At 45.6% G+C, this 21451-nt stretch carries 18 protein-coding genes; 2 read left to right on the forward strand and 16 right to left on the reverse strand.

Annotated features, from left to right (window positions below; genetic code table 11):
* Positions 1 to 119 precede the first annotated feature (119 nt).
* The 3 genes from fmt to priA all read right to left on the reverse strand — a co-directional run bounded on the left by fmt (position 120) and on the right by priA (position 4350).
* Positions 120 to 1109, reverse strand: a complete 990-nt coding sequence (gene fmt, locus DSBG_RS10645; protein WP_068964316.1) for a methionyl-tRNA formyltransferase — start codon at positions 1107 to 1109, stop codon at positions 120 to 122.
* 302 nt (positions 1110 to 1411) lie between these two features.
* Positions 1412 to 1864 (reverse strand): peptide deformylase, encoded by a 453-nt coding sequence (def, locus tag DSBG_RS10650; protein WP_068964317.1) that lies wholly within the window; start codon positions 1862 to 1864, stop codon positions 1412 to 1414.
* A gap of 188 nt (positions 1865 to 2052) precedes the next feature.
* A complete protein-coding gene (priA, locus tag DSBG_RS10655) occupies positions 2053 to 4350 on the reverse strand; it encodes a replication restart helicase PriA (RefSeq protein ID WP_068964318.1) in 2298 nt (765 codons plus the stop codon).
* 379 nt (positions 4351 to 4729) lie between these two features.
* Between priA and DSBG_RS10660 the strand changes: the two genes are divergently transcribed.
* A complete protein-coding gene (locus DSBG_RS10660) occupies positions 4730 to 5995 on the forward strand; it encodes a solute carrier family 23 protein (RefSeq protein WP_068964319.1) in 1266 nt (421 codons plus the stop codon).
* A 219-nt stretch (positions 5996 to 6214) separates the two neighbouring features.
* On the opposite strand, the gene DSBG_RS10665 is transcribed toward DSBG_RS10660, so the two are convergent.
* The 12 genes from DSBG_RS10665 to DSBG_RS10720 form a co-directional block, all read right to left on the reverse strand.
* Positions 6215 to 6616 carry an ACT domain-containing protein gene (locus DSBG_RS10665; RefSeq protein WP_068964320.1) on the reverse strand — a complete coding sequence of 134 codons (402 nt, stop codon included), beginning with the start codon at positions 6614 to 6616 and terminating at the stop codon, positions 6215 to 6217.
* A gap of 16 nt (positions 6617 to 6632) precedes the next feature.
* Positions 6633 to 7877, reverse strand: a complete 1245-nt coding sequence (locus tag DSBG_RS10670) for a phenylacetate--CoA ligase family protein (protein ID WP_141694291.1) — start codon at positions 7875 to 7877, stop codon at positions 6633 to 6635.
* Positions 7878 to 7936: 59 nt separating this feature from the next.
* Positions 7937 to 8170 (reverse strand): hypothetical protein, encoded by a 234-nt coding sequence (locus DSBG_RS10675; protein ID WP_068964321.1) that lies wholly within the window; start codon positions 8168 to 8170, stop codon positions 7937 to 7939.
* 19 nt (positions 8171 to 8189) lie between these two features.
* On the reverse strand, positions 8190 to 9380 hold the full coding sequence (metK, locus tag DSBG_RS10680) for a methionine adenosyltransferase (RefSeq protein WP_009620401.1): 1191 nt from the start codon (positions 9378 to 9380) through the stop codon (positions 8190 to 8192).
* 5 nt (positions 9381 to 9385) lie between these two features.
* Positions 9386 to 10594 carry a bifunctional phosphopantothenoylcysteine decarboxylase/phosphopantothenate--cysteine ligase CoaBC gene (coaBC, locus tag DSBG_RS10685; protein WP_068964322.1) on the reverse strand — a complete coding sequence of 403 codons (1209 nt, stop codon included), beginning with the start codon at positions 10592 to 10594 and terminating at the stop codon, positions 9386 to 9388.
* A complete protein-coding gene (gene rpoZ / locus DSBG_RS10690; RefSeq protein ID WP_009623585.1) occupies positions 10594 to 10800 on the reverse strand; it encodes a DNA-directed RNA polymerase subunit omega in 207 nt (68 codons plus the stop codon). Before rpoZ ends, coaBC begins: the two co-directional genes overlap by 1 nt.
* Positions 10797 to 11405, reverse strand: a complete 609-nt coding sequence (gmk, locus tag DSBG_RS10695; RefSeq protein WP_068964323.1) for a guanylate kinase — start codon at positions 11403 to 11405, stop codon at positions 10797 to 10799. Before gmk ends, rpoZ begins: the two co-directional genes overlap by 4 nt.
* Positions 11406 to 11414: 9 nt before the next feature.
* Positions 11415 to 11690, reverse strand: coding sequence for an extracellular matrix/biofilm regulator RemA (gene remA / locus DSBG_RS10700; protein WP_009623581.1), 276 nt, complete (start codon positions 11688 to 11690; stop codon positions 11415 to 11417).
* 14 nt (positions 11691 to 11704) lie between these two features.
* Complete coding sequence (locus tag DSBG_RS10705) at positions 11705 to 12583, reverse strand: YicC/YloC family endoribonuclease (RefSeq protein WP_068964324.1); 879 nt, start codon at positions 12581 to 12583, stop codon at positions 11705 to 11707.
* Between the two features lie 409 nt (positions 12584 to 12992).
* On the reverse strand, positions 12993 to 14165 hold the full coding sequence (locus tag DSBG_RS10710) for an LL-diaminopimelate aminotransferase (protein WP_068964325.1): 1173 nt from the start codon (positions 14163 to 14165) through the stop codon (positions 12993 to 12995).
* Between the two features lie 46 nt (positions 14166 to 14211).
* Positions 14212 to 15048, reverse strand: a complete 837-nt coding sequence (gene dapF / locus DSBG_RS10715) for a diaminopimelate epimerase (RefSeq protein WP_068964326.1) — start codon at positions 15046 to 15048, stop codon at positions 14212 to 14214.
* Between the two features lie 316 nt (positions 15049 to 15364).
* Positions 15365 to 18103 (reverse strand): calcium-transporting P-type ATPase, PMR1-type, encoded by a 2739-nt coding sequence (locus DSBG_RS10720; RefSeq protein ID WP_068964327.1) that lies wholly within the window; start codon positions 18101 to 18103, stop codon positions 15365 to 15367.
* A gap of 175 nt (positions 18104 to 18278) precedes the next feature.
* Between DSBG_RS10720 and DSBG_RS10725 the strand changes: the two genes are divergently transcribed.
* On the forward strand, positions 18279 to 20111 hold the full coding sequence (locus DSBG_RS10725) for an Rqc2 family fibronectin-binding protein (RefSeq protein ID WP_068964328.1): 1833 nt from the start codon (positions 18279 to 18281) through the stop codon (positions 20109 to 20111).
* Positions 20112 to 20153: 42 nt separating this feature from the next.
* On the opposite strand, the gene DSBG_RS10730 is transcribed toward DSBG_RS10725, so the two are convergent.
* Positions 20154 to 21437 (reverse strand): glycoside hydrolase family 18 protein, encoded by a 1284-nt coding sequence (locus DSBG_RS10730; protein ID WP_068964329.1) that lies wholly within the window; start codon positions 21435 to 21437, stop codon positions 20154 to 20156.
* Between the last annotated feature and the right edge of the window lie 14 nt (positions 21438 to 21451).

Below are 21451 nucleotides of genomic sequence, written 5' to 3' on the forward strand. Positions count from 1 at the left end.
GAAAGTCCAAGTCTCTACTTATAGTTCGATGCGCGTGACACAAGCCGAAGTTAAAGTCCGAAGTTCGAGGTCAGAGGTCCCTATTTCTAATATTAAGCCCCACGCCTGACCATAAATCCTTAAGCAAATATTTCTCCTACTTGGCCATGTCGGCCATTAAAAAAATCTCTAGCTAGCATAGCACGTTTACCTGCTGGCTGGACCTCCAATATCTTAAGGACCCCATCACCTGTCTGTACCACTAAACTATCCTCCAGCACTTGAAGAATTTGACCTGGCTCAGCCGCCTTAACGCGATCGAGGTTCGAGGTTCGAGGTTCGAACCTTGTCCCTTCCGCCTCCACATTCTTGTCCGTGTCTAGAAAAGGAGCGCTGCGCCAGATTTTCAGGTTTTCTCCTCGAAAGGTCGTAAACGCTCCCGGCCAAGGGTTTAATCCCCGAATCTGATGATGTAGTTCAGCCGCTTTACGTGACCAATCTAAATGTTCATGGTCACGTTTCAGAAGGGGGGCATAATTTGACTTACCCGTTTGTGGTGTAGCAAATAGTCTCCCCAATTCCAACTCACTTAACGTGTCTATTAGGAGTTTTCCTCCCAAAGAAGCTAACTCATCATGAATCTCACCCGTCGTTGCTTCATTAGAAATTAGGATTTCTCCTTTTAGCAACATATCTCCCGTATCCAAACCTTCGTCCATAAGCATGGTAGTCACTCCAGTATGGGTTTCCCCTTGCATAACTGCCCAGTGAATCGGTGCTGCCCCACGGTATGCCGGGAGCAACGAAGCATGTACATTTATACACCCTTTTGAGGGCAACTGCAAAATTTCTCTTGATAGGATTTGTCCGTAGGCAACAACAATAATGCTCTCCGGCGCTAAGGTCCTAAGCAGTTGGATTCCTTCAGGTGTTTTGATCTTATCCGGTTGATAAACAGGTAAACCTAGTTCTTCTGCCACCACTTTTATGGGACTAGGTTTTAGTTTTTTTCCTCGTCCGGCCGGCCGATCAGGTTGAGTAAAGACACCAACAACATCATGTCCTCCCTTAACCAAGGCCTGTAAAGAGGGTACGGCAAAATCAGGTGTCCCCATAAAAACTAATCGCATACTTATTCCCCCTAATCGTGGTTCGATATTCGAGGTTCGTGGTTTGCATCCTGTAGCCAAGCCCGAGGAGCCCTTTTCTACAAAGCGACTACATTAACTCTCCACAGCTCCTCCCCAGAGGAGCGTTTTCTGCTAAGCGGATGCGTCAGTGGAGCCGCGGTCCAGACGAGCGCTGATGGTTCGCTCCCCCGTCAGCGCGCCGGAGGTTCACATGCATCCCACCCAGAGGTTCGGACGCGCTCGCGAACCGTCCAGCTCGTCAGCGGCGTAACGTGCAGACGCGTGCAGAAAACGCTCCGGGCTTAACTCCGATAAGTTTTCTTCGCAACATCGACAAACAATATTCCCTCCAAATGATCAATCTCGTGTTGCAAAGCACGAGCTAACAAACGATCCGCCTGAAAGTCCAACATTTGTCCTTGACGATTTAGCCCCTGAACACGAATTCTAGCAGCCCGAACCACATCCCCCGTAATATTTGGTATGCTGAGACACCCTTCCTCAGCACTGTTTGATCCATTTTTTTCCAATATTACTGGATTAATGAGTTCAACCAGCACGTCATCAACTTTTACGACAATAACCCGCTTGGATACCCCGATTTGAGGAGCAGCTAATCCTACACCATCGGCGGCAAACATAGTATCAACCATGTTATCCAGTAGTTTTATAATGGACGGATTAATTTCCTTAACCTCTTTTGCTTTTTCACGCAGTACATCTGCGCCTATTTCTACGATCTGATAAACAGCCATCTTCATTTACTCCTTTCAATAACGCCCGAACCTTGTGTCTTTGTTGCCTACCCGATTATATTCCATGACCAACTCCCTAGGCGAGAGTCCATAACCAAAGGTTCAGCAATATTGTGCATTGAACTTCGCATGTCGAATTATATGTCTTTAATCATTAAACTTTGCTTTTGAAGAATTAATTTTTAACTCTAAAGTGGATCCACTTCAATATTTAAAATAATGCCACTGCTGGCCGGACTTTTAAAAAACTGTTGTACCCCTTGATGCATAAATGACCTGAGCAGATCCAGACGTATGCCTTTGACAGATATTTGCCATCTCCATTGGTTCTTTAGTCTCGATAAAACGGCTGGTGCAGGCCCCAGAATATCCAATTCAGTATTTCCAAATTTAGGGTCATGCATTCCTTGCTGCAAACATACCCCCAAATCATTAGCCCCTTTTATGACCCGATCCTCTTTTTCATGGAGGAGAAGAACACGAATTATATGAGTGTACGGCGGATACTTTCGTTCTTTGCGATAACGAATCTCTTCCCAGAAAAACCCCTGGAAATCATGATGTGCAGCTCGCACAAGGGCGCCATCGCTTGGAGAGTACGTTTGAATCACAACCTCACCCGGTTTGATACTCCGGCCCGCTCGACCGGCAACCTGAGTTAATAGTTGAAACGTCCGTTCTCTAGCTCGAAAATCGGGCATATTGAGCATTTGATCTGCGGCTATCACTCCGACCAAGGTAACATTTGGGAAGTCCAGTCCTTTAGCCATCATCTGAGTACCAACTAAAATTGAAGCTTCTTGGCGGCGAAAACTTTCCAAAATCGTATGATGGGCTTCGCCTGACCGTGTCGTATCAAAGTCCAAACGTAATATGGAGGCGTTCGGAAACAGGCCTTGCAGCTCCTCTTCCACACGCTGTGTGCCCTGCCCAAAGAACCGAATATATCGACTACCACAATCCGGACACGTTAGAGGAGGAGGCTCTTTGTGATTACAATAATGACAGCGCATCGCCTGACCTTGGGTATGATACGTTAGAGCTATATCACAATTGGGACAATTGACCACGTAACCACATTCCCTGCACACCACAAAAGTAGAATACCCTCTGCGGTTCAGGAAAAGCATTGTTTGCTCGCCCCGCTCCAACCTTTCCCGCAACTTTTGTTGCAGCAGAAGGGAAAACATACTGCGGTTTCCCTGCATAAGTTCCTCGCGCATATCTACGACCTCAACCGGCGGCAGAACACTTTCTCCGATCCTCTGAGTCATCGTTAGCAAGCGTATTTTACCTGATTGTGCAGCGGCATAGGCTTCTAAAGAAGGTGTTGCACTCCCCAGCAAAACGACACCCTTGAGTTGTTCCATCCGTTTGCGGGCGACATCCCGCGCATGATATTTGGGGTTCTCATCTTGTTTATACGCTCCATCATGTTCCTCATCTAAAATAATGAGCCTCAAATTCAATAAAGGTGCGAACACGGCCGAACGGGCTCCAATGACAATCCTCTTCTGACCGTTCAAAATGCCCGCCCAAGCCTTCATTCTTTCCTTTGATCGTAAACCCGAGTGCAGGACTATCACTTGATCGCCGAATTGGGTTTCAAAGTAACGGGCAACTTGAGATGTTAAAGAAATTTCCGGCACAAGCAGAATTGCATCTCCGCCTTGGGCCAATATCTGGGTAATCAGCTCACGATAAACCGCCGTTTTGCCACTGCCTGTCACACCATGTAATAAAATGGTTAGAGGCGACCCTTCCTCTAAAGCAGCTAAAACGCCTCTTACTGCCGTAGTTTGCTCCCCGGTAAGTTGGTAAGTCCGCCCCGAATAAAGGTCGCGGTCAACAACCACTTCTGCTTGGCTTAGAGGTGCCTCACCTGAAGTGCCTTCATTAACAGAACCTCTCTTTAATGCTCCTTCACCCTTTGAAATAAAGCGAGTTTCTCTTTTCGCCCACCCTTGTTGCAGGAGTTTGTCAAGCGTCGCCTCAGAGATATTTGCTCGTTTCAAGAAGGTCTTATGCTGAATAGCCTTACTCCTTGCGCGGTTAAGTACCGTGATCGCTCGGAAGGCATCCAAATCTAGCCACTGCAGAGTCTGAACATCTGTATCCGAAATAGCAGCCTTGAGACTAATCCACTCTTCGACCGTTCCTTTAAGAAGTGGCCAAACCGTATGTAGACTTTGAGCCACTGAACAGATCGTCGTTTGGGCTAACCAATGGGCGAGTTCAATCAGATCCGGTGGAACAAGACTATTCTCGTCCACAATTTCTAAAATAGACTTAAGATTTACCATACCCAGGTCATCTGGCAGATCATCTGTGACATTCACAACAAGCCCCTGAACCTTACGATTTTGAAGAAAAACGAGTACTCGCATACCTATCTTTAAGGTGAGATGTTCAGGAATAAGATAATGATAGCTTTGGTCAAGGCGCCTATTTGCTATATCAACTAACACCTCAGCATAGCGAAACATAATGACGCCTCCTTACTGGCAAAAGTAACCTAGCCGGATAGTAAAGTTTGGTCAGAAACATTATATCAAATTTTTCCTCATCTTAATATTTTATCACATTCTGTCCACTATATAAGTACAGAAAGATATTAGACCTAAACAAGTCCCATCTCATTTATACAATCATCTGACATTCTAACCCCTAGTTGAAAGCGGGAAATTAATAACCTCTTGTCAAAATACAATTAATTATGATATGATCTATTCACATAAATTCTTGTACCTTTAAATTAGTCCCGTGAGACTAAGAAGGGAATGGCGAACCATGGGTTAAACATGGATACCTCTTTCTTGCTCGCGGGCAGGGAAGAGGTTTTTGGTTTAAAAGAGGAGGAATACCATGTCAACCGAAGTTCAGATTAACGAAAAGCTCCCTCTTGTCCAAGCGATCCCGCTTGGCTTGCAACATGTCTTTGCAATGTTTGGCGCTACTGTCCTTGTCCCTTTTTTAACCGGTCTCAGCCCATCAGTGGCTCTCCTTTCTTCAGGAATCGGCACTATTATTTTTCTACTATTAACAAAAAGTCGAATTCCTGCTTATCTGGGTTCATCATTCGCTTACATTGCAGCTTTAACAACCTTTGTCAAAACCAATCATAATCCTTCCGCAGCCATGGGCGGCGCATTAGCCGTCGGTGTTGTGTATATCGTCATTTATCTACTTATGGCTGCCTTTGGTACCCGCTGGATTCATAAAATTGTTCCCCCAGTCGTCGCCGGGCCAGTCGTCGCTATCATTGGTTTAAGCTTGACCTCAACTGCCGTAGGTATGGCATCTCAAAATTGGCCGATTGCCGCCTTCACATTAGCCGTCGCTGCTTTAATCTCGGTATATGCCAAGGGGTTCTTTAAAATCATCCCAATTCTCCTAGCTATCATCTCTGGATATATCGTCGCCTCAATTATGGGCCTTGTTGATTTCAAACCAATCTATGAGTCCTTCTCCTCCCTAAACAATCTTATTGTTTTCCCGGTCAAACTAGGAAGCGATTTCCAACTGCCTAGCTTTGATAAAGTCGCAATTTTAGCTATGGCTCCTCTCGCTCTCGTAACAATCATCGAAGATTTAGGCCACATGATTGTGCTTGGAAATATAACCCATTCCGATCCGATCGAAAACCCCGGATTCCATCGAGTTCTCCTCGGTAATGGCCTCGCTACCGTCGTAGCTAGTTTCTTCGGCGGACCTCCGGTAACAACCTACGGTGAAAACATTGGCGTGCTTGCCGTAACAAAAGTCTACAGTAACTTCAACATCTGGATGGCAGCGATTATCGCGATCATCTTAAGTCTATTTAACCCTTTACAAGCCGCAATTATGTCCATTCCTTCAGCCGTCATGGGCGGTGTTACCATCCTCCTCTTCGGAATGATCGGCACGACAGGTATACGCACTCTTATTGAAGCTAAAGTAGATTTCTCCGAAACAAAAAACCTCATCATCGCCTCCGTAATATTCGCTCTCGGTATTGGGTTACCTGACCACGGCGTAGCCTGGGCAACCATCGTCGGCATAACCTTAAACCTCTTACTAAAGGAACAAACCAAAGACATCAAAACCTCAGCCCCAGCAACGCAGAGCAAACCAAAAGGCAAGCGGAAATAACAAAGGAATAAGTAAGAGGCTCTTGTTCGTCAAGAGCCTCTTACTTATTATCGCCCACCACCGTCCCTCCCCGTCGACCCTCAAGCCCAGAGGAAGTTTCTCTGCTTAGAGAGCACTTTAGTGGAATTGCGTCAATGAGCGCAGGAGGTTTTGCGGTTTAGCAACATCTTCAAGCGAATAGCAATGCAGCGAGTGCGAACGTGCAGAGACACTTCCTCTCTACCTTATCGGTAAATTAATCTTCTGCATCGCCTTCTCCATAATATCCTGATCTTGTACTCGGATGACCACTTGGGCTTGTTCATGCTCCTTTTCTACAAAAGCATACATGTACTCCACTACCACATCATGTTGAACGAGTTGGTTGAGCATTTCGGCGAGTCCACCTGCACGATCAGGAACCTTAAGTACCCAGACTTTCGTTAAGGAAACAACGACTTTTCGTTCACGTAACTTCTCCGTGGTCGCCTCAGGATCATCCACAATAATACGTAAGACTCCATAATCCTTGGTATCCGCCAATGACAGGGCTCGCAAATTTACCTTTAGTTCGGCAAGAAGACTTATCACCTCAGCCAACCGTCCTTTTGCATTCTCCAGGAAAATAGATAATTGCAACATACTGAAACCCTCCCTTTTAGCGTTTATCAATAACTCTTACGGCTTTTCCCTCACTCCGTGGTATGCTTTTTGGTTCGACTAAACGTATACGGACCGAAATTCCCAGAATTTCTTCAATTCTCCTCTGCAAACGATCTTGACGTCCCTCCAACTCTCGTACTTCGTCAAAAAAACTGGTTTCGTCAACTTCCACCTGGACTTCTAGTTGATCCAAGCTCCCAACACGGTAAACAACAAGCAGATAATGCGGTTCAAATTCTCCCAAAGAAAGAATTGCCTCTTCAACCTGACTAGGAAAGACATTGACCCCACGAATGATTAACATATCATCCACCCGAGCCGTGACGCGTTCCATTGTCCAACCGACATTTCCGCAGGAACACGTACCATGATGTAAGGTTGTCAAGTCTTTGGTCCGATAGCGTAACACCGGAAAGGCCTCTTTATCCAGACTAGTAAGAACTAACTCTCCTTGTTCTCCAACAGGGAGTGGATTTCCCTCAGCATCTAAAATTTCCGGATAAAAATGTTCGTCAATATGTAATCCCTGATGAGCCGGACATTCCAGAGCAACACCCGGTCCCATAGTCTCACTGAGCCCATAGATATCAAACGCTTTTATACCTAAACGCGCTTCGATTTGTTCTCTCATTCCTTCTGTCCAAGGCTCTGCACCGAAGATCCCAATTTTCAACTTCAATTCGTCTCGAGAAATCCCTGATTCTTCAAGACTTTCCGCTAGATATAAGGCATAAGATGGAGTGCATGCCAACACAGTTGTCCCAAAATCCCGCATAAGCATCAGTTGACGAGCTGTATTGCCACCAGATATAGGAACAACGACAGCACCCAGTTCTTCACAACCATAGTGTAGTCCCATTCCTCCAGTAAACAAGCCATATCCGTAGGCGATTTGAACAACATCCTGCTTAGTTACGCCTGCTCTCTCAAGTTCACTTGCCACGATCTTTGCCCATAGTTTTATGTCATTGAGAGTATACCCCACAACCGTAGGCTTGCCCGTTGTTCCTGAAGAGGCATGAAGTCGGACAATATTTTCCATAGGTTCGGCAAAAAGTCCAAACGGATAATTTTTCCGTAAATCTTCTTTTGTCGTCAAAGGAATTCGTTGAAAATCTCGAAGGGACTTAATATCCTCAGCTTGGTTTATTCCTATCGCTCCAAAGCGTTCTTGATAGTAGGGAATTGTCAACACACGCTCTACCGTATTACGAAGACCCTCAAGCCATTGTTTCTCCATTACCGCGATCCTCTCTACCATAAATTTTATATCTCTGTCGGCTGACAAAGACTTTAAATCTACCTACGTCTAAGACTGTTAATGGCCACTTCGTGACGGCCAAGGATTTCGTCAGTTGATTTTTTATCATCTTTTAAAATCTTGTTAAACCTCTCGATGATGATTCTGTCATCCACCCCTTGAGACCATTTTAACCCATTTTCACTTCCTGAACTAGCCTCTTTTAAAAAAATTAAATAAAAAGGAGCTCCTCCTCTTCTTTGATCGAAGGAACTCCTTTTATCTATAACCAAGAACTAACAAGCAAATAACTTACAAGCCAGCAAGCTTTTTCAAGGCCCCAGCCTTGTCCGTTCTTTCCCAGGGGAGATCCAGGTCAGTTCTACCGAAATGTCCATAAGCGGCCGTTTGCCGGTAAATTGGGCGTCGTAGATCGAGAGCTTTAATGATGCCTGCCGGTCGAAGGTCAAACGTCTGCAGTATAAAGTCAACGATCTTCTCATCATCAATCTTCCCTGTTCCAAACGTCTCAACAGAAACGGATACTGGACGCGCCACACCGATGGCATAAGCAATTTGAATTTCACAACGGTCCGCCAACCCTGCAGCAACTACATTTTTTGCCACATAACGAGCTGCATAAGCTGCTGACCGGTCAACCTTTGTGGGATCCTTGCCAGAGAATGCACCGCCACCATGGCGAGCCATGCCTCCATAAGTGTCAACAATAATTTTACGTCCTGTGAGGCCACAGTCCCCTTGTGGTCCGCCAATCACGAAACGTCCCGTTGGGTTAATGAAATACTTTGTATCTTCATTTAAAAGCTCTTTAGGAACGGTCGGATACACAACATATTGCAGTAAATCCCGCCGAATTTGCTCTTGAGTAACATCCGGATGATGCTGAGTGGAGATTACAATGGTATCCACTCGAACCGGTTTGTTGTCCTCATATTCCACTGTTACCTGCGTTTTACCGTCCGGACGCAAATAACTTAAAAGACCAGATTTTCGCATTTCACTAAGTTTACGCGCCAAACGATGAGCTAAATCGATAGGCAAGGGCATATAGCTTTCGCTTTCATTCGTTGCATAACCGAACATCATTCCTTGGTCACCAGCTCCGATGGACTCAATATCACTATCAGTCATTTCGCCAGTTTTTGATTCTAAGGCCTGATCCACACCCAACGCAATATCCGCCGATTGTTCTCCAATTGAAGTTAAGACAGCACAGGTATCGGCATCAAAGCCATATTTGGCTCGAGTATAACCGACTTCTCGAACTGTCTCTCTTACAACATGGGGAATATCTACATAACACGAGGTGGTTATCTCACCGCTGACCAGAACCAAACCTGTTGTCACGGTCGTTTCACAGGCCACTCGAGCATTAGGGTCTTGCGCAAAAATTGCATCCAAAATAGCATCTGAAATTTGGTCACAGATTTTGTCGGGATGCCCTTCTGTCACAGACTCAGATGTAAATAATTTTTTTACCAATTATTTCACTCCTTTGTTTCGACGCCGAGGAGACCGGCAATCTCGCGAACGAGATGTCGTCCAACCTCAAGTTTACTCATCTGAGGGAAATCTATTCTTCTTCCGTCAGGGAAGAGAAAACTGACAATGTTAGTCGAGCTGCCAAAGCCGGCACCTGGTTTAGTAACATCATTAGCTACCAAAAGATTAACATTTTTTCTAATCATTTTATTCTGAGCGTTAGTCAAGAGGTTCTCGGTTTCAGCTGCAAACCCAATCAAGATCTGCGAAGTTTTCTTGCGCCCCAGCTCAGCTAATATATCGGGGTTCGGAATCAACTCTAAAGTAAGGTTGCTCCCATCCTTCTTTATCTTTTGCTCCGCCTGAAATGCCGGACGGTAATCCGCAACCGCTGCAGCCTTAACGACAACATCCACCTCAGAGAAACGTGCCAAGACCGCTTCATACATCTCCAGAGCCGTCTGCACAGAAACTCTACTCACTCCAGGCGGGGTTGCTAAATTGGCAGGCGCACTAACAAGTATAGTCTCCGCACCTGCTTCCTGTAAGGCTTGAGCGATGGCATACCCCATCCGACCTGAACTCCGATTACCCAGATAGCGAACAGGATCAAGCGGTTCTTGAGTTCCTCCCGCGGTCACAAGGGCTTTCTTACCTTTTAGCCAATCCGAACCGACGAAAAATCGAGCTAAGGATTCCACGATTTCCACTGGTTCGCTCATTCGTCCGTCCCCTTCGGTACCACATGCTTGAAAACCTGTGGCAGGTCCAATGATTTGGACCCCTCGGTCCTTGAGAATTGCCAAATTAGCTTGAATCGCTGGATGATGATACATCGCATGATTCATGGCAGGTGCCACAAAGATCTGAGCATGGGTAGCCAATAGAACTGTTGAAAGGAAATCATCAGCCAAACCTATCGCCATCTTGGTCATTATATTAGCTGTAGCCGGGGCAACAACGACAGCATCGATGTGCTCAGCCAAGGCAATATGCTCGACATTCCACAGCTTAGGCTCGTTGAACATTTCTACATACACTGGATTTGTCGAAAGACTCTGCAACGTCAGCGGGGCAATAAATTCTGTCGCAGATTTTGTCATAGCTACACGCACCTCGGCGTTCAGCTTACGCAATCGGCTAACCACTTCCGCGGCTTTGTAAGCCGCAATTCCGCCAGTGACCCCGACGAGAATTTTTCTCCCTGAAAACATTACTGGCTCTCCTCAGGGGTACATTCATAGCTATATTCAGAACGTGAAATCTCCTCGAGTGAAATGCTTACTGGCTTAATGCCCTTAGCTAAATCTTCATGTTTGGCTTCTTCCATTATCATACGCGCCCGTTTGGCAACCACTATAACCAACGTATACTTGCTATCGACCTTATCCATTAGAAGGTCAAGTGAAGGTTGTTTCATCTAGACTCCCCCTTAAAAACAAACGGCTTTCGTTTAACCCGACATTTTTCTGCTACGAGGATACTCTTTAGTTTATCAACAGCCGCAGGAACTTCGTCGTTAATAACTACATAATCGTACTCACTCACATATCCCAGTTCCTGAATTGCAGTGGCTAACCGTTTCTGAATAACTTCCTCAGTCTCAGTTCCCCGTTTGTGAATGCGTTCTGCGAGAACATCCAGAGAAGGTGGAACGATAAAGGTAAAAACTCCTTGCGGAAAACATTTTTTAACTTGTAACGCCCCTTGAATTTCGATTTCTAAAATAACATCCTGCCCGTCCAGTAATGCCTGTTCAACTGCAAATCTAGGTGTTCCATAATAATTATCACAGAACATAGCCGATTCTAATAATTCATCCCTGACGATCATGGATTCAAATTCCTTCCGCTGACGAAAATAATAATGAACCCCCTCCACTTCACCGGGGCGAGGCGACCGCGTCGTCATCGAGACAGAATATTTTAAGTTGGGCATTTGACGAAGCAATTCTTGACAAAGCGTTCCTTTGCCGGCGCCTGAAGGGCCTGAAAGGACAATTAGCAATCCATGACTTTTTTCCACGCTACACCTCTAATCTGCCGGGTCTTCTGCGTGGGTGCTAGACTCTTTTGTTGAAAGACGATGGGCCACTGTTTCCGGCTGAACTGCTGAAAGAATCACATGATGGCTGTCACAGATAATCACAGCCCGTGTACGCCGACCATAAGTGGCATCAATGAGCATGCCCGCATCCCGCGCTTCTTGAATAATACGTTTGATCGGTGCGGATTCCGGACTTACAATCGAAATAATTCGGTTGGCAGATACGATATTGCCAAACCCAATGTTAATGAGCTTAATGTCCAAGTTGAATCCTCCAATTACTCTAGATTTTGAATTTGTTCGCGAATCTTCTCCAGTTCGCTTTTTACATTAACTACCTGTTGTCCAATCCTTAAATCATTGGCTTTTGATCCTATGGTATTGATTTCTCTGTTCATTTCCTGAACTAGGAAATCTAGTTTGCGCCCTACCGGCTCGGAACTTCGCAAAGCCTCCCGGCTCTGAGTTAGATGACTGTCAAAGCGAACTAACTCTTCCGTGATTGATGCTCGGTCCGCAAAATAAACCACTTCATTTGCCAGTCGAGCCGCATCCAATTCAACCTCTCCTAGAAGCGTTTGAATACGTTCCTGCAGTCGTTCTTGATAGGCTGTCACGACATAAGGTGCACGCTCAGCAATTGTTTGCAAATACTCGGCAATTAGCTCAAGCCTTTGCAATAAATCGATCGTTAACTTTTCTCCTTCAGTACGACGCATATGCCCGAAACCATCGGAGGCCTTCAAAAGTGACTCAGCGCACATACTCCACAAAGTGTCAAGATCGATTTCAGGCTCTACAACCGAGAGAACCTCCGGTAAATTAACGAGACGGTAAATATCCGTCTCATAGGGTGTATGTAGAGCTAAGGCGAGATCCTTCAATGTCTTATCATACGTCAGTGCTAAATCTTTGTCAACCTTCACCAATCTCTTTCTTGCTTCAGTTTCCACCACATTAACATGCACTTCGATCCGACCGCGCTGGAACTTCTCTTGTAAAGTTTTACGTATTCGCTCCTCAAAACCTATGAAATTTCGCGGTGATCGTACTAGTATTTCTAAAAACCGATGATTAACGGATTTAAGCTCTACAGAGAACTGATAACCAACTCCACTCGACTCTCCCCGCCCGAATCCCGTCATACTATTCGCCACATTCCACCCAGTTTAGCCACCTATCAACTGGGTTTATTCACCCCTTTATGATTTATTCTGAAGGTACAGAGCAATCTTGTCTAACTAATGTTCCCAGCCTATTCCTTACTACTTTAGTATAACAGATTGCTTTCAATATTTCCTATTAGCCCGCCCCCTATACTTTTAGAAATAGGCTGATCAGCTCGAAAAAGACACAATAAAGCACCTGTTTTATACAGGTGCATCATTTCATATTTAAATTACGAGTAACCAATTTATTGATTCTTTCTGCAATCTCATTATACATTCTTCAGCTTCTTCATCTGACACTAACTTAAAGCACAATTATAGCATTCATTTTGTTTTAATACCTTTGCTGATTTTATATCTCTTTTCAGCTTTTTTGAACCAATCAAGATATCTTTTGCTAGAATTCAAACTTCCCGAAATTATCCTGCAAACGCTGTAAAGCTTCGCGCAATCGTTCCGTATTAGTCGTTAAAGAAATGCGGAAGTAACCCTCACCGGATTCCCCATAGCTGTTACCCGGAGTAAGCACTACACCTGTCTTATCTAAAACTAATTCACAGAAGGAAGCCGAGGTAAAGCCTTTGGGTACTTTAGGCCAAACATAGATCGTGGCCTTTGGCCTTTCCACCGTCCACCCCAATTCAGTCAATCCTTCAATAACAATGTCTTGTCGTTCCAGATAGATCTTACGATTTTCACCGATAATATCTTGGTTTCCTAAAAGCCCCTCAATAGCAGCCTCTTGTATAGCCTGAAAAATCCCAGTGTCAATGTTCGATTTAATACGTCCCAGCGCCTCGATAACCCGAGCATTTCCTGCGGCCCACCCGATTCTCCAACCCGTCATATTATAGGTTTTGGACATAGAATGGAATTCAATTCCAACATCCTTAGCGCCCGGCACCTCTAGAAAACTTAAGGGCTTATAACCCTTAAATGCAATTTCCGAGTAAGGTCCATCATGACAAACAATGATATCATATTTTTTAGCAAAGGCAACAACCTTTGAATAGAAGCTTTCATCTGCTATAGCGCCCGTAGGGTTATTCGGGTAATTCAAGAACATGAGTTTAGCCTTGTGCGCAATCTCTTCTGGTATCCTGTCTAGCTCCGGCAAGAAACCGTTTTCTTCTTTGAGCGGCATAGCATAAGGAACCCCTCCTGCAAGTGAGATCCCGACACCATAGACTGGATAACCAGGGTCCGGAATCAAAGCAATATCTCCGGGATTAAGATAACAAAACGCTATATGGGCAATACCTTCTTTTGATCCGATAAGAGAAACCACTTCTTTTTTGGGATCGAGCATAATATTCGAACGCCGTTTATACCATTCCGCCACCGCTTGGCGAAACTCCAGCATTCCTACGTAAGAAGGATAGCGATGATTTACCGGATTACGAGCGGCTTTTACCAACTTGTCAATAATATGTTCAGGAGTCGGGAGATCAGGATCCCCTATTCCCAGACTAATAACATCCACGCCTTTTGCCTTGGCCTCTGCTATCTTTTCGTCAATACGGGCAAATAAATACGGGGGCAACGCTTGAATACGCCGCGCTTCTTCCATATAAAGAAATCCTCCTTTATGCCTTAGGATTTACAGACATCGTAAATCAACGTTCTAACCATTCGCCCTTAAACACATAAGTTGCAGGACCAGTCATATAAACATGATTGTCTGCTCCCCATTCGATAAATAAGTCTCCACCCGGCAAGTGAACAGTTACTGCACGTTCTGTTTTATTATTAAGCACCGCAGCAACTACAGAAGCGCAGGCACCTGTACCACAGGCAAGTGTTGGACCGGCACCCCTCTCCCAAACTTTCATGATCATCTCCTTTGAAGAGTTGATCTGAATAAATTCGACATTGGTTTTACGGGGAAACAACGAATGTTTCTCAATTGCTGGACCAACACGCTCAAAATCCAATGTAGAAAAATCATCCACAAAGATTAGACAGTGCGGATTCCCCATGGAAACAGCTGTATATTGAAACGTTTCTCCTAACACTTCCAAAGACTGTCCCACCACAGGCTCCCCATGGCTCAAAACTGGTATGAGGTCTGCTCGCAAAATAGGCTCACCCATATCCACTTGTACTCCATGAACCTGGTCGTCTTGTATATTAAGCTTAAGAGTCAGAACACCTGCCAGGGTTTCCACACGCATTGGGTTATGTTTAACAATTCCTTGATCGTATACATATCTTGCGAAACAACGAATACCATTACCACACATCTCAGGTTCAGATCCATCTGAATTAATGATTCGCATCCGAGCATCAGCGACTTCCGAAGGCAGAATTACGATTAATCCGTCCCCACCAATACCAAATTGGCGGTGACAAAGCTTTCTGGCCAACTCCGAATAATCAACATCTACTACAACAGAAAAATGGTCTAGGAAAACGAAGTCATTCCCCAGACCATGCATTTTAACGAATTCCATCGCGTTCACTCCCTCATAATCGATGTTCGAGGTTCGAGGTTCGAGATTCGACTATCGACTATCGAATATCGCACGTTTAGACTCTAGATAAGTTCACCCAATACTAATGATAAATTCCTTATCCTTAGCAAAGTAAAATTATTTACCCCCATTATCTTATTAAAAGAATACTCTGCGGGGTAAGATAGGTCAACCATTTGACGCAAGTATACACGAGAAGAAGGAGAGTTATACATTATACATTTGCGAACTACCACTAAATCAAAGTTCGAGGCACGAAATTCGCACCTCGAACTTGGAACCTCGTTCTTCGCATTTATCCCTTTACCATAGACGGTTTTCCTTGCCAACTGTGCTTTAGGAGCCGCGCAAATCCAATCAGAACAGATGGCCCACCCGCCACGCACAAGATTAAAATCCATTGCCAACTGTGTAATGGTGTGGTCTTAAAGATCGCTTGTAGAGGAGGCAGGTAAATGACACTGAGCTGCATGAACGTAGAAACCAGCACCGCTCCAACAAGATAGGGATTCGTAAGCAGACCCACTTCGAAGATTCCTCTTTCTTCAGAACGACAATCGAAGACATGGAACAATTGAGAAAAGACTAAGGTAGTGAAGGCCATGGTTCGAGCACCCAACATATTCACTCCCATAAAGAGCCCAACTACAAACACGAACAGCGTTCCTAATCCGATCATGGTCCCCCGTATCCCTATCTTGCTGGCTAAGCCACGTGCAAAAATACTCTCTCCCGGGGCCCTGGGCGGACGATTCATAATGCCTGGTTCAGCTCCATCTACTCCTAGAGCCATTGCTGGCAAACCATCGGTAACAAGATTAACCCACAGGATTTGAATTGGTAACAGTGGAAGAGGCAAGCCCACGAGCGTTGCTAAAAACATTGTTAGAACCTCACCTAGATTACAGGATAGTAAGTAACGTATAAACTTCCGAATGTTGTCATAAATCCCCCGGCCTTCTTCCACTGCAGCCACGATTGTCGCAAAGTTATCATCACCTAAAACCATCGATGAAGCTTCTTTAGTTACATCTGTTCCAGTTAAACCCATAGCCACCCCGATATCCGCTTCTTTAACCGCCGGGGCATCATTTACCCCGTCACCTGTCATAGCAACCACCTGGTCATGTTTTTTAAAGGCCCGCACTATTCTAAGTTTATCCTTCGGCGTCACGCGAGCATAAACAGAAACATCCATGACCTGCTCACTTAGCTCCCGATCAGACATTCTTTCAAGTTCTTCTCCAGTGATAACTCCTCCGTCCGTCCCCCGTAAAATTCCCAGCTCATGGGCGACGGCTTCTGCCGTTAAGCGATGATCGCCTGTAATCATGACAGGTTTAATCCCAGCTTGCCGGCAAACTTTTATCGCTTTGACGGCACTCCCTCGAGGAGGATCAATCATTCCGAGCAATCCAACAAACGTAAGGCCTTGTTCAATACGCTCATCGAGGGGCTCTGAATCTGACAAAGGTTTCTCTGCGACAGCCAGAACCCGGAGAGCATGCCGTGCCATTTCATCATTAGCTCGCATAATACTTCGTACACGTTCATTCGACAGCTCCTTGACCCCTTGCGCAGTCAACTCTTGCCTGCACAGCCGCAGAACCATGTCCGGTGCCCCTTTTACATAGGCCATTTTACCCTGTTTGGTCTGATAAACAACACTCATTCGTTTCCGGTCGGAATCAAAGGGCAGCTCCCCGATGCGTTCTTGTTTACGTTCTAGAACTTCGCGCCAAATTCCCGCTTTAGCCGCGGCTACTAGAATGGCGCCCTCTGTAGGATCTCCCTCAATACCCCAGGGAGAATCATTTCCCTTCGAACGAAACAGTCCGGCAACTTGGACCCCTTTCTTAGTCAACATAGAATTGTTGCAAAGAGCCGCAATCTTTAACCCTTCCCGAAGGGGATCACGATCTTTCTCTGGATCGGCACCCTTGAACTCCCCTTTAGGATCATATCCTTCTCCAGAAACGCTGATTCGTCGTCCATCCGAGTAAATCTGACGCACGGTCATTTCGTTCTGGGTCAGCGTTCCTGTCTTGTCTGAACAAATTACCGTCGCACAACCCAAAGTTTCAACGGCAGGAAGTTTTCTAATGATCGCTTGCCTCTTCACCATGCGCTGAACTCCCACAGCCAAAGCAACCGTGACAATGGCAGGTAAACCTTCTGGAATAGCAGCCACTGCTAACGACACTCCGGTGAAGAACATTTTATAAAAGTCCTCTCCCCTTAAAACTCCCGTCACCACCACAGCAGCACAAACGAGAAAGCTGATTAGAACTAACCATTTACCAAGTTCCGCCAGGCGCTTTTGCAAGGGGGTTTCTTCCTCTTCCACACTTTGAATCATACCTGCAATAACACCCATCTCTGTTTCCATACCAGTAGCCACTACAACACCAGCCCCTCGGCCATTAACAACCGAGGTCCCCATATAGCCCATATTTTGGCGATCGGCCATTGGGGTTAGTTCTTCCCTGAGCGGTGATATGCTCTTACTCACAGGATGAGACTCACCTGTCAGTGCAGATTCTTCCACTTGCAGATTGACGGCCTGAATCCAACGCACATCAGCCGGAATGCGATCTCCAGCCTCAAGGAGCACGATATCCCCAGGCACTACGTCCGCAGCCGGAATCCGTTGCTCCATGCCTTCTCGCAACACCCGCGCTTCAGGGGCGGTAAGAGAACGAAGCGATTCCATCGAACGCTCCGCGCGATACTCCTGAACAAAACCGAGAATGGCATTAATAATTAGAATCGCCAAAATCGTGATTGCATCCGCTATTTCGCCTAAAAGCCCAGATACAACCGTGGCTACTAGTAAAACCAAAACCATAAAATCCTTGAATTGCCCCAGGAACAGAAAAACAGGATGAACTCCTTTTTTTACTGCCAAAACGTTTTTTCCAACCTCAACTAACCGACGATGAACTTCTTTAACGCTTAACCCTTTACCCGGATGCACATCCAAGGCCTTGGCCACGTCAAGCCAAGGCAACACATGCCATGCCTGTTGCCGCATGCCCTTCTCCTCCTTTTGCTTTATCAACAGTTTTAAAAGGCTTTGTCCCTTTTGTAGTACATGCTTATTCTCAAAGGCTGAGAAAAATGCCTCGCTAGAACAAGTGTGTTATACTAAAAAGTGGCGGACTTACTTCGCTACAATGATTCAGTTCTGTGATGAAAGGAGTTCTCACATGGCCTTAGACGGCGTGACCCTTGCCTATCTAGTAAAAGAGCTTGCTCCCCAACTCATCGGAGCACGTATTGATAAAATTCATCAGCCAGAAAAAGAAGAAATCCATTTTCAGATACGGCATCAAGGAGCTAGGCGCCTCCTGCTCAGTACCAGCGCGACCTCACCTCGCTTCCACCTCACCCAAGAAAACAAAAAGAATCCAACTTCCCCGCCCATGTTTTGTATGATCTTACGCAAACACCTCGAGGGCGGCAAGATCGTCAAGCTCCACCAAAGTGAGCTAGAACGAGTTATAACCTTAGACATTCAAAATTACAACGACCGCGGCGATCTAGTCACCTTGCAATTACACTTAGAAATCATGGGGAAACACAGCAATCTCATCCTCGTCGACCCGACGACGAATACGATTCTCGACGGCCTTAAGCGGTATTCACATGCTGTAAGCCGCTACCGAGAAGTATTACCGGGTCGAGCTTACCTCGCTCCTCCCTCTCAGGGAAAGCTACCTCCCCAAGAGGACGAAGAACTTTGGCGACAGGCTCTTTATAAGGAAGAACTAGATCACCCCATAACGAGCATTCTTCTCGCCCGTTTTGCCGGGATCAGCCCGGAATTGGCCCGTGAAATCGTGATTCAAGCCGGCTTGACTACAGAAATCCGCCTTCACCAATGCGGTGATATCGATTTGGCTCGGCTTTTTCAGGCCTATCGCCGCTTAAGCAATCCCGCAGAGATTCTGGAAATCCAACCATGTCTTTACTATAATTCTGGGAACCAGTCCCTTCCTGTGGCGTTCACATTTATTCCCTTTCAACAATACCAAGAGTTAAAAACAGTTAGCGTCCCTACGTTGAATGACGCGATTATTGGCTTTTACCAGTCAAAATTCATCGCCAACACGGTTGAATCGAAACGGGGCTCTCTTCGCAAAGTTGTTCAAGAACAGCACTCGCATTTCAGCAAAAAACTCAAACTATATGATGAAGCCATGTCCAGCGCCAAGTCCAATCTAAACTATCAAAAATGGGGAGAACTCCTCACCGCCAACCTCTACCATATTCCTCCTGGTTCGACTGAAGTGACGGTGGAAGATTATTATGACCCAGCACTTTCCTCCGTGGTCATTCCCCTAAATCCTCATATCAGTGCCATTGACAACTCTCAGCGCTATTACAAGCTCTACAACAAAGCAAAGGCCACACTGCTTAAAACTATACCCCTCAAAGAGGCTGCCCTGGAAGAAGTGAAATACCTCGCTTCCTTAAAGGTCAGCTTGGATCAAGCATCCACACTGGCAGAGCTTGATGATATCCATCTCGAGCTAATCGGTCAAGGATATGTGGCAGGAAAACATATGAAAAAGGATAATCCTAAACAAAAAAAAGGCCGCTCCAAGGCGAAGTCGACTACAAAGTCTCCTAAGGATGTTCCTCAGCCAAGAGTCTATCGTTCTAGCCAAGGTAGAATAATCTATGTTGGAAAAAACAATGCCCAAAACGATTGGTTGTCCTTACGTAAGGGTAAACCAACCGACCTTTGGCTCCATGTTAAAGTCATTCCTGGCTCACACGTCCTTATTCCTCTCGAAGAGGGGGAAGAGTTCCCGGATGACGCCACCCTTGAAGAAGCAGCTGCCCTAGCAATCTATTACAGTCAAGCTCGCGGTTCTTCACAGGTCGCCGTAGATTACACGCATGTCAAACAGCTAAAGAAACCTAACTCAGCCAAGCCCGGAATGGTGATTTATGAACAGAACTGGACTTTATATCTCACACCCCAACCAGAAATTTTAGAGAAGTTGCTGGCCAGTGAAGAGCTGTCAGAATAAAATTGGAGCAGAAATCCGCAAGTGATTTCTGCTCCAATTTATTTACACTCGTTTACGCACCACAAAGTTGTCGGCAATCAGCAGCCAATTCTGAGGAAAGTCATTGCCCAATACCCAGTAGTAGAACCCCCGAATCCCTAGTTCCTTGACCAAATTAAACTTAGCCTGCATGCTTCGGGCATCTTCAAACCAGACTTCGTGCTGCGCTCCCTGCTCATCCGTATATCTAAACCACGGAGCTTGGGAAGCCTTGTCATATTCAATATTCACACCGTAACGGAGAGCGAGCCCCAAAGCTTTTTGAGGGCTAATCGACTTAGCAAATTTTCCCCCGGGTACATAAGGAAGGGTCCAGTCATAACCATATAACGGCATCCCCATCATAATCTTATCTCTAGGTACAACAGATACCGCATACTGCATGACTTTTCTCATCTGATGGATTGGGGACACTGCCATGGGTTCCCCTCCGGACCAGCCCCATTCGTAAGTCATAAAAAAAATAAAATCAACAACTTGACCAATTGCCTGATAATCATGACCCTCATATAGAACCCCAGGCTGTTCTGTCCTAAACTTCGGCGCCAGCGCAGCGGAAAGATAGTACCCTCGAGGTTTCAATAATTGTCTGGCCTTCTGTAAAAAGCGAACATATCGTTCCCGATTCTCTGCACCTAAATACTCAAAGTCAAAGTCAAGACCCTGATACCCTTTCTCTGTCATAACCTGAAGAGCTTGGTTAAGCACGTGTTCCTGCAAAGCCTCGTTTGTCAGAATCGCGGAGGCAATTTCTGTACTAAATTGCCCGTTCTCAAAGTTAGTTAAAACTAATAGTGGTAAGACCCTGTCCTTAAGCGTAGCATTTAAGGCAGGCTGATCCTCAACCGGGGTAAGATTTCCATCCCTATTAACGGCATAGCTAAAAATGGCCAGATAGGTTAGGTACTCTCCCACTTTATCGACAGCCTCAACTGACCGACCACGAGTCATCCTGGGATCAATGTAAGCGTTTGTCTCTACTATCTGCTTTGGTTTCTGAGGTAAATATAAACGTAAATCAATTGGAATATCATCAGGGTTTGGGATTTTATTAATTCGAACTATTTCCTCGACTGACACTTTATAGTTTTGACTTATCAACCAAAGACTTTCTCCAGGTTGCACCCAGTGAAACTGTCCGCTGATAGGTATCACGAATGTTTGCCCCACGACTAATCTGCTTAGATCCGGAACCTGGTTGGCATCAGCAATCTCTTGGGCGGAGATCCCATAAGCTTGAGCAATCTTGTTGAGAGTATCTCCCGGCCTTACCACATGAATTTGCATAGAAATCCTCCTCT

The sequence above is a fragment of the Desulfosporosinus cupriresistens genome (assembly GCF_001707885.1).
Classification (GTDB): Bacteria; Bacillota; Desulfitobacteriia; order Desulfitobacteriales; family Desulfitobacteriaceae; genus Desulfosporosinus.

Bases quoted from the DNA above. Each gene is read 5' to 3' on its own strand.
- dapF (WP_068964326.1), bottom strand. From the start codon at position 15,048: ATGGAATTCGTTAAAATGCATGGTCTGGGGAATGACTTCGTTTTCCTA.
- DSBG_RS10720 (WP_068964327.1), bottom strand. From the start codon at position 18,103: ATGCGGCAACAGGCATGGCATGTGTTGCCTTGGCTTGACGTGGCCAAG.
- DSBG_RS10660 (WP_068964319.1), top strand. From the start codon at position 4,730: ATGTCAACCGAAGTTCAGATTAACGAAAAGCTCCCTCTTGTCCAAGCG.
- def (WP_068964317.1), bottom strand. From the start codon at position 1,864: ATGGCTGTTTATCAGATCGTAGAAATAGGCGCAGATGTACTGCGTGAA.
- priA (WP_068964318.1), bottom strand. From the start codon at position 4,350: ATGTTTCGCTATGCTGAGGTGTTAGTTGATATAGCAAATAGGCGCCTT.
- DSBG_RS10730 (WP_068964329.1), bottom strand. From the start codon at position 21,437: ATGCAAATTCATGTGGTAAGGCCGGGAGATACTCTCAACAAGATTGCT.
- DSBG_RS10710 (WP_068964325.1), bottom strand. From the start codon at position 14,165: ATGGAAGAAGCGCGGCGTATTCAAGCGTTGCCCCCGTATTTATTTGCC.
- coaBC (WP_068964322.1), bottom strand. From the start codon at position 10,594: ATGTTTTCAGGGAGAAAAATTCTCGTCGGGGTCACTGGCGGAATTGCG.
- rpoZ (WP_009623585.1), bottom strand. From the start codon at position 10,800: ATGAAACAACCTTCACTTGACCTTCTAATGGATAAGGTCGATAGCAAG.
- fmt (WP_068964316.1), bottom strand. From the start codon at position 1,109: ATGCGATTAGTTTTTATGGGGACACCTGATTTTGCCGTACCCTCTTTA.
- DSBG_RS10665 (WP_068964320.1), bottom strand. From the start codon at position 6,616: ATGTTGCAATTATCTATTTTCCTGGAGAATGCAAAAGGACGGTTGGCT.
- DSBG_RS10670 (WP_141694291.1), bottom strand. From the start codon at position 7,877: ATGGAGAAACAATGGCTTGAGGGTCTTCGTAATACGGTAGAGCGTGTG.
- DSBG_RS10725 (WP_068964328.1), top strand. From the start codon at position 18,279: ATGGCCTTAGACGGCGTGACCCTTGCCTATCTAGTAAAAGAGCTTGCT.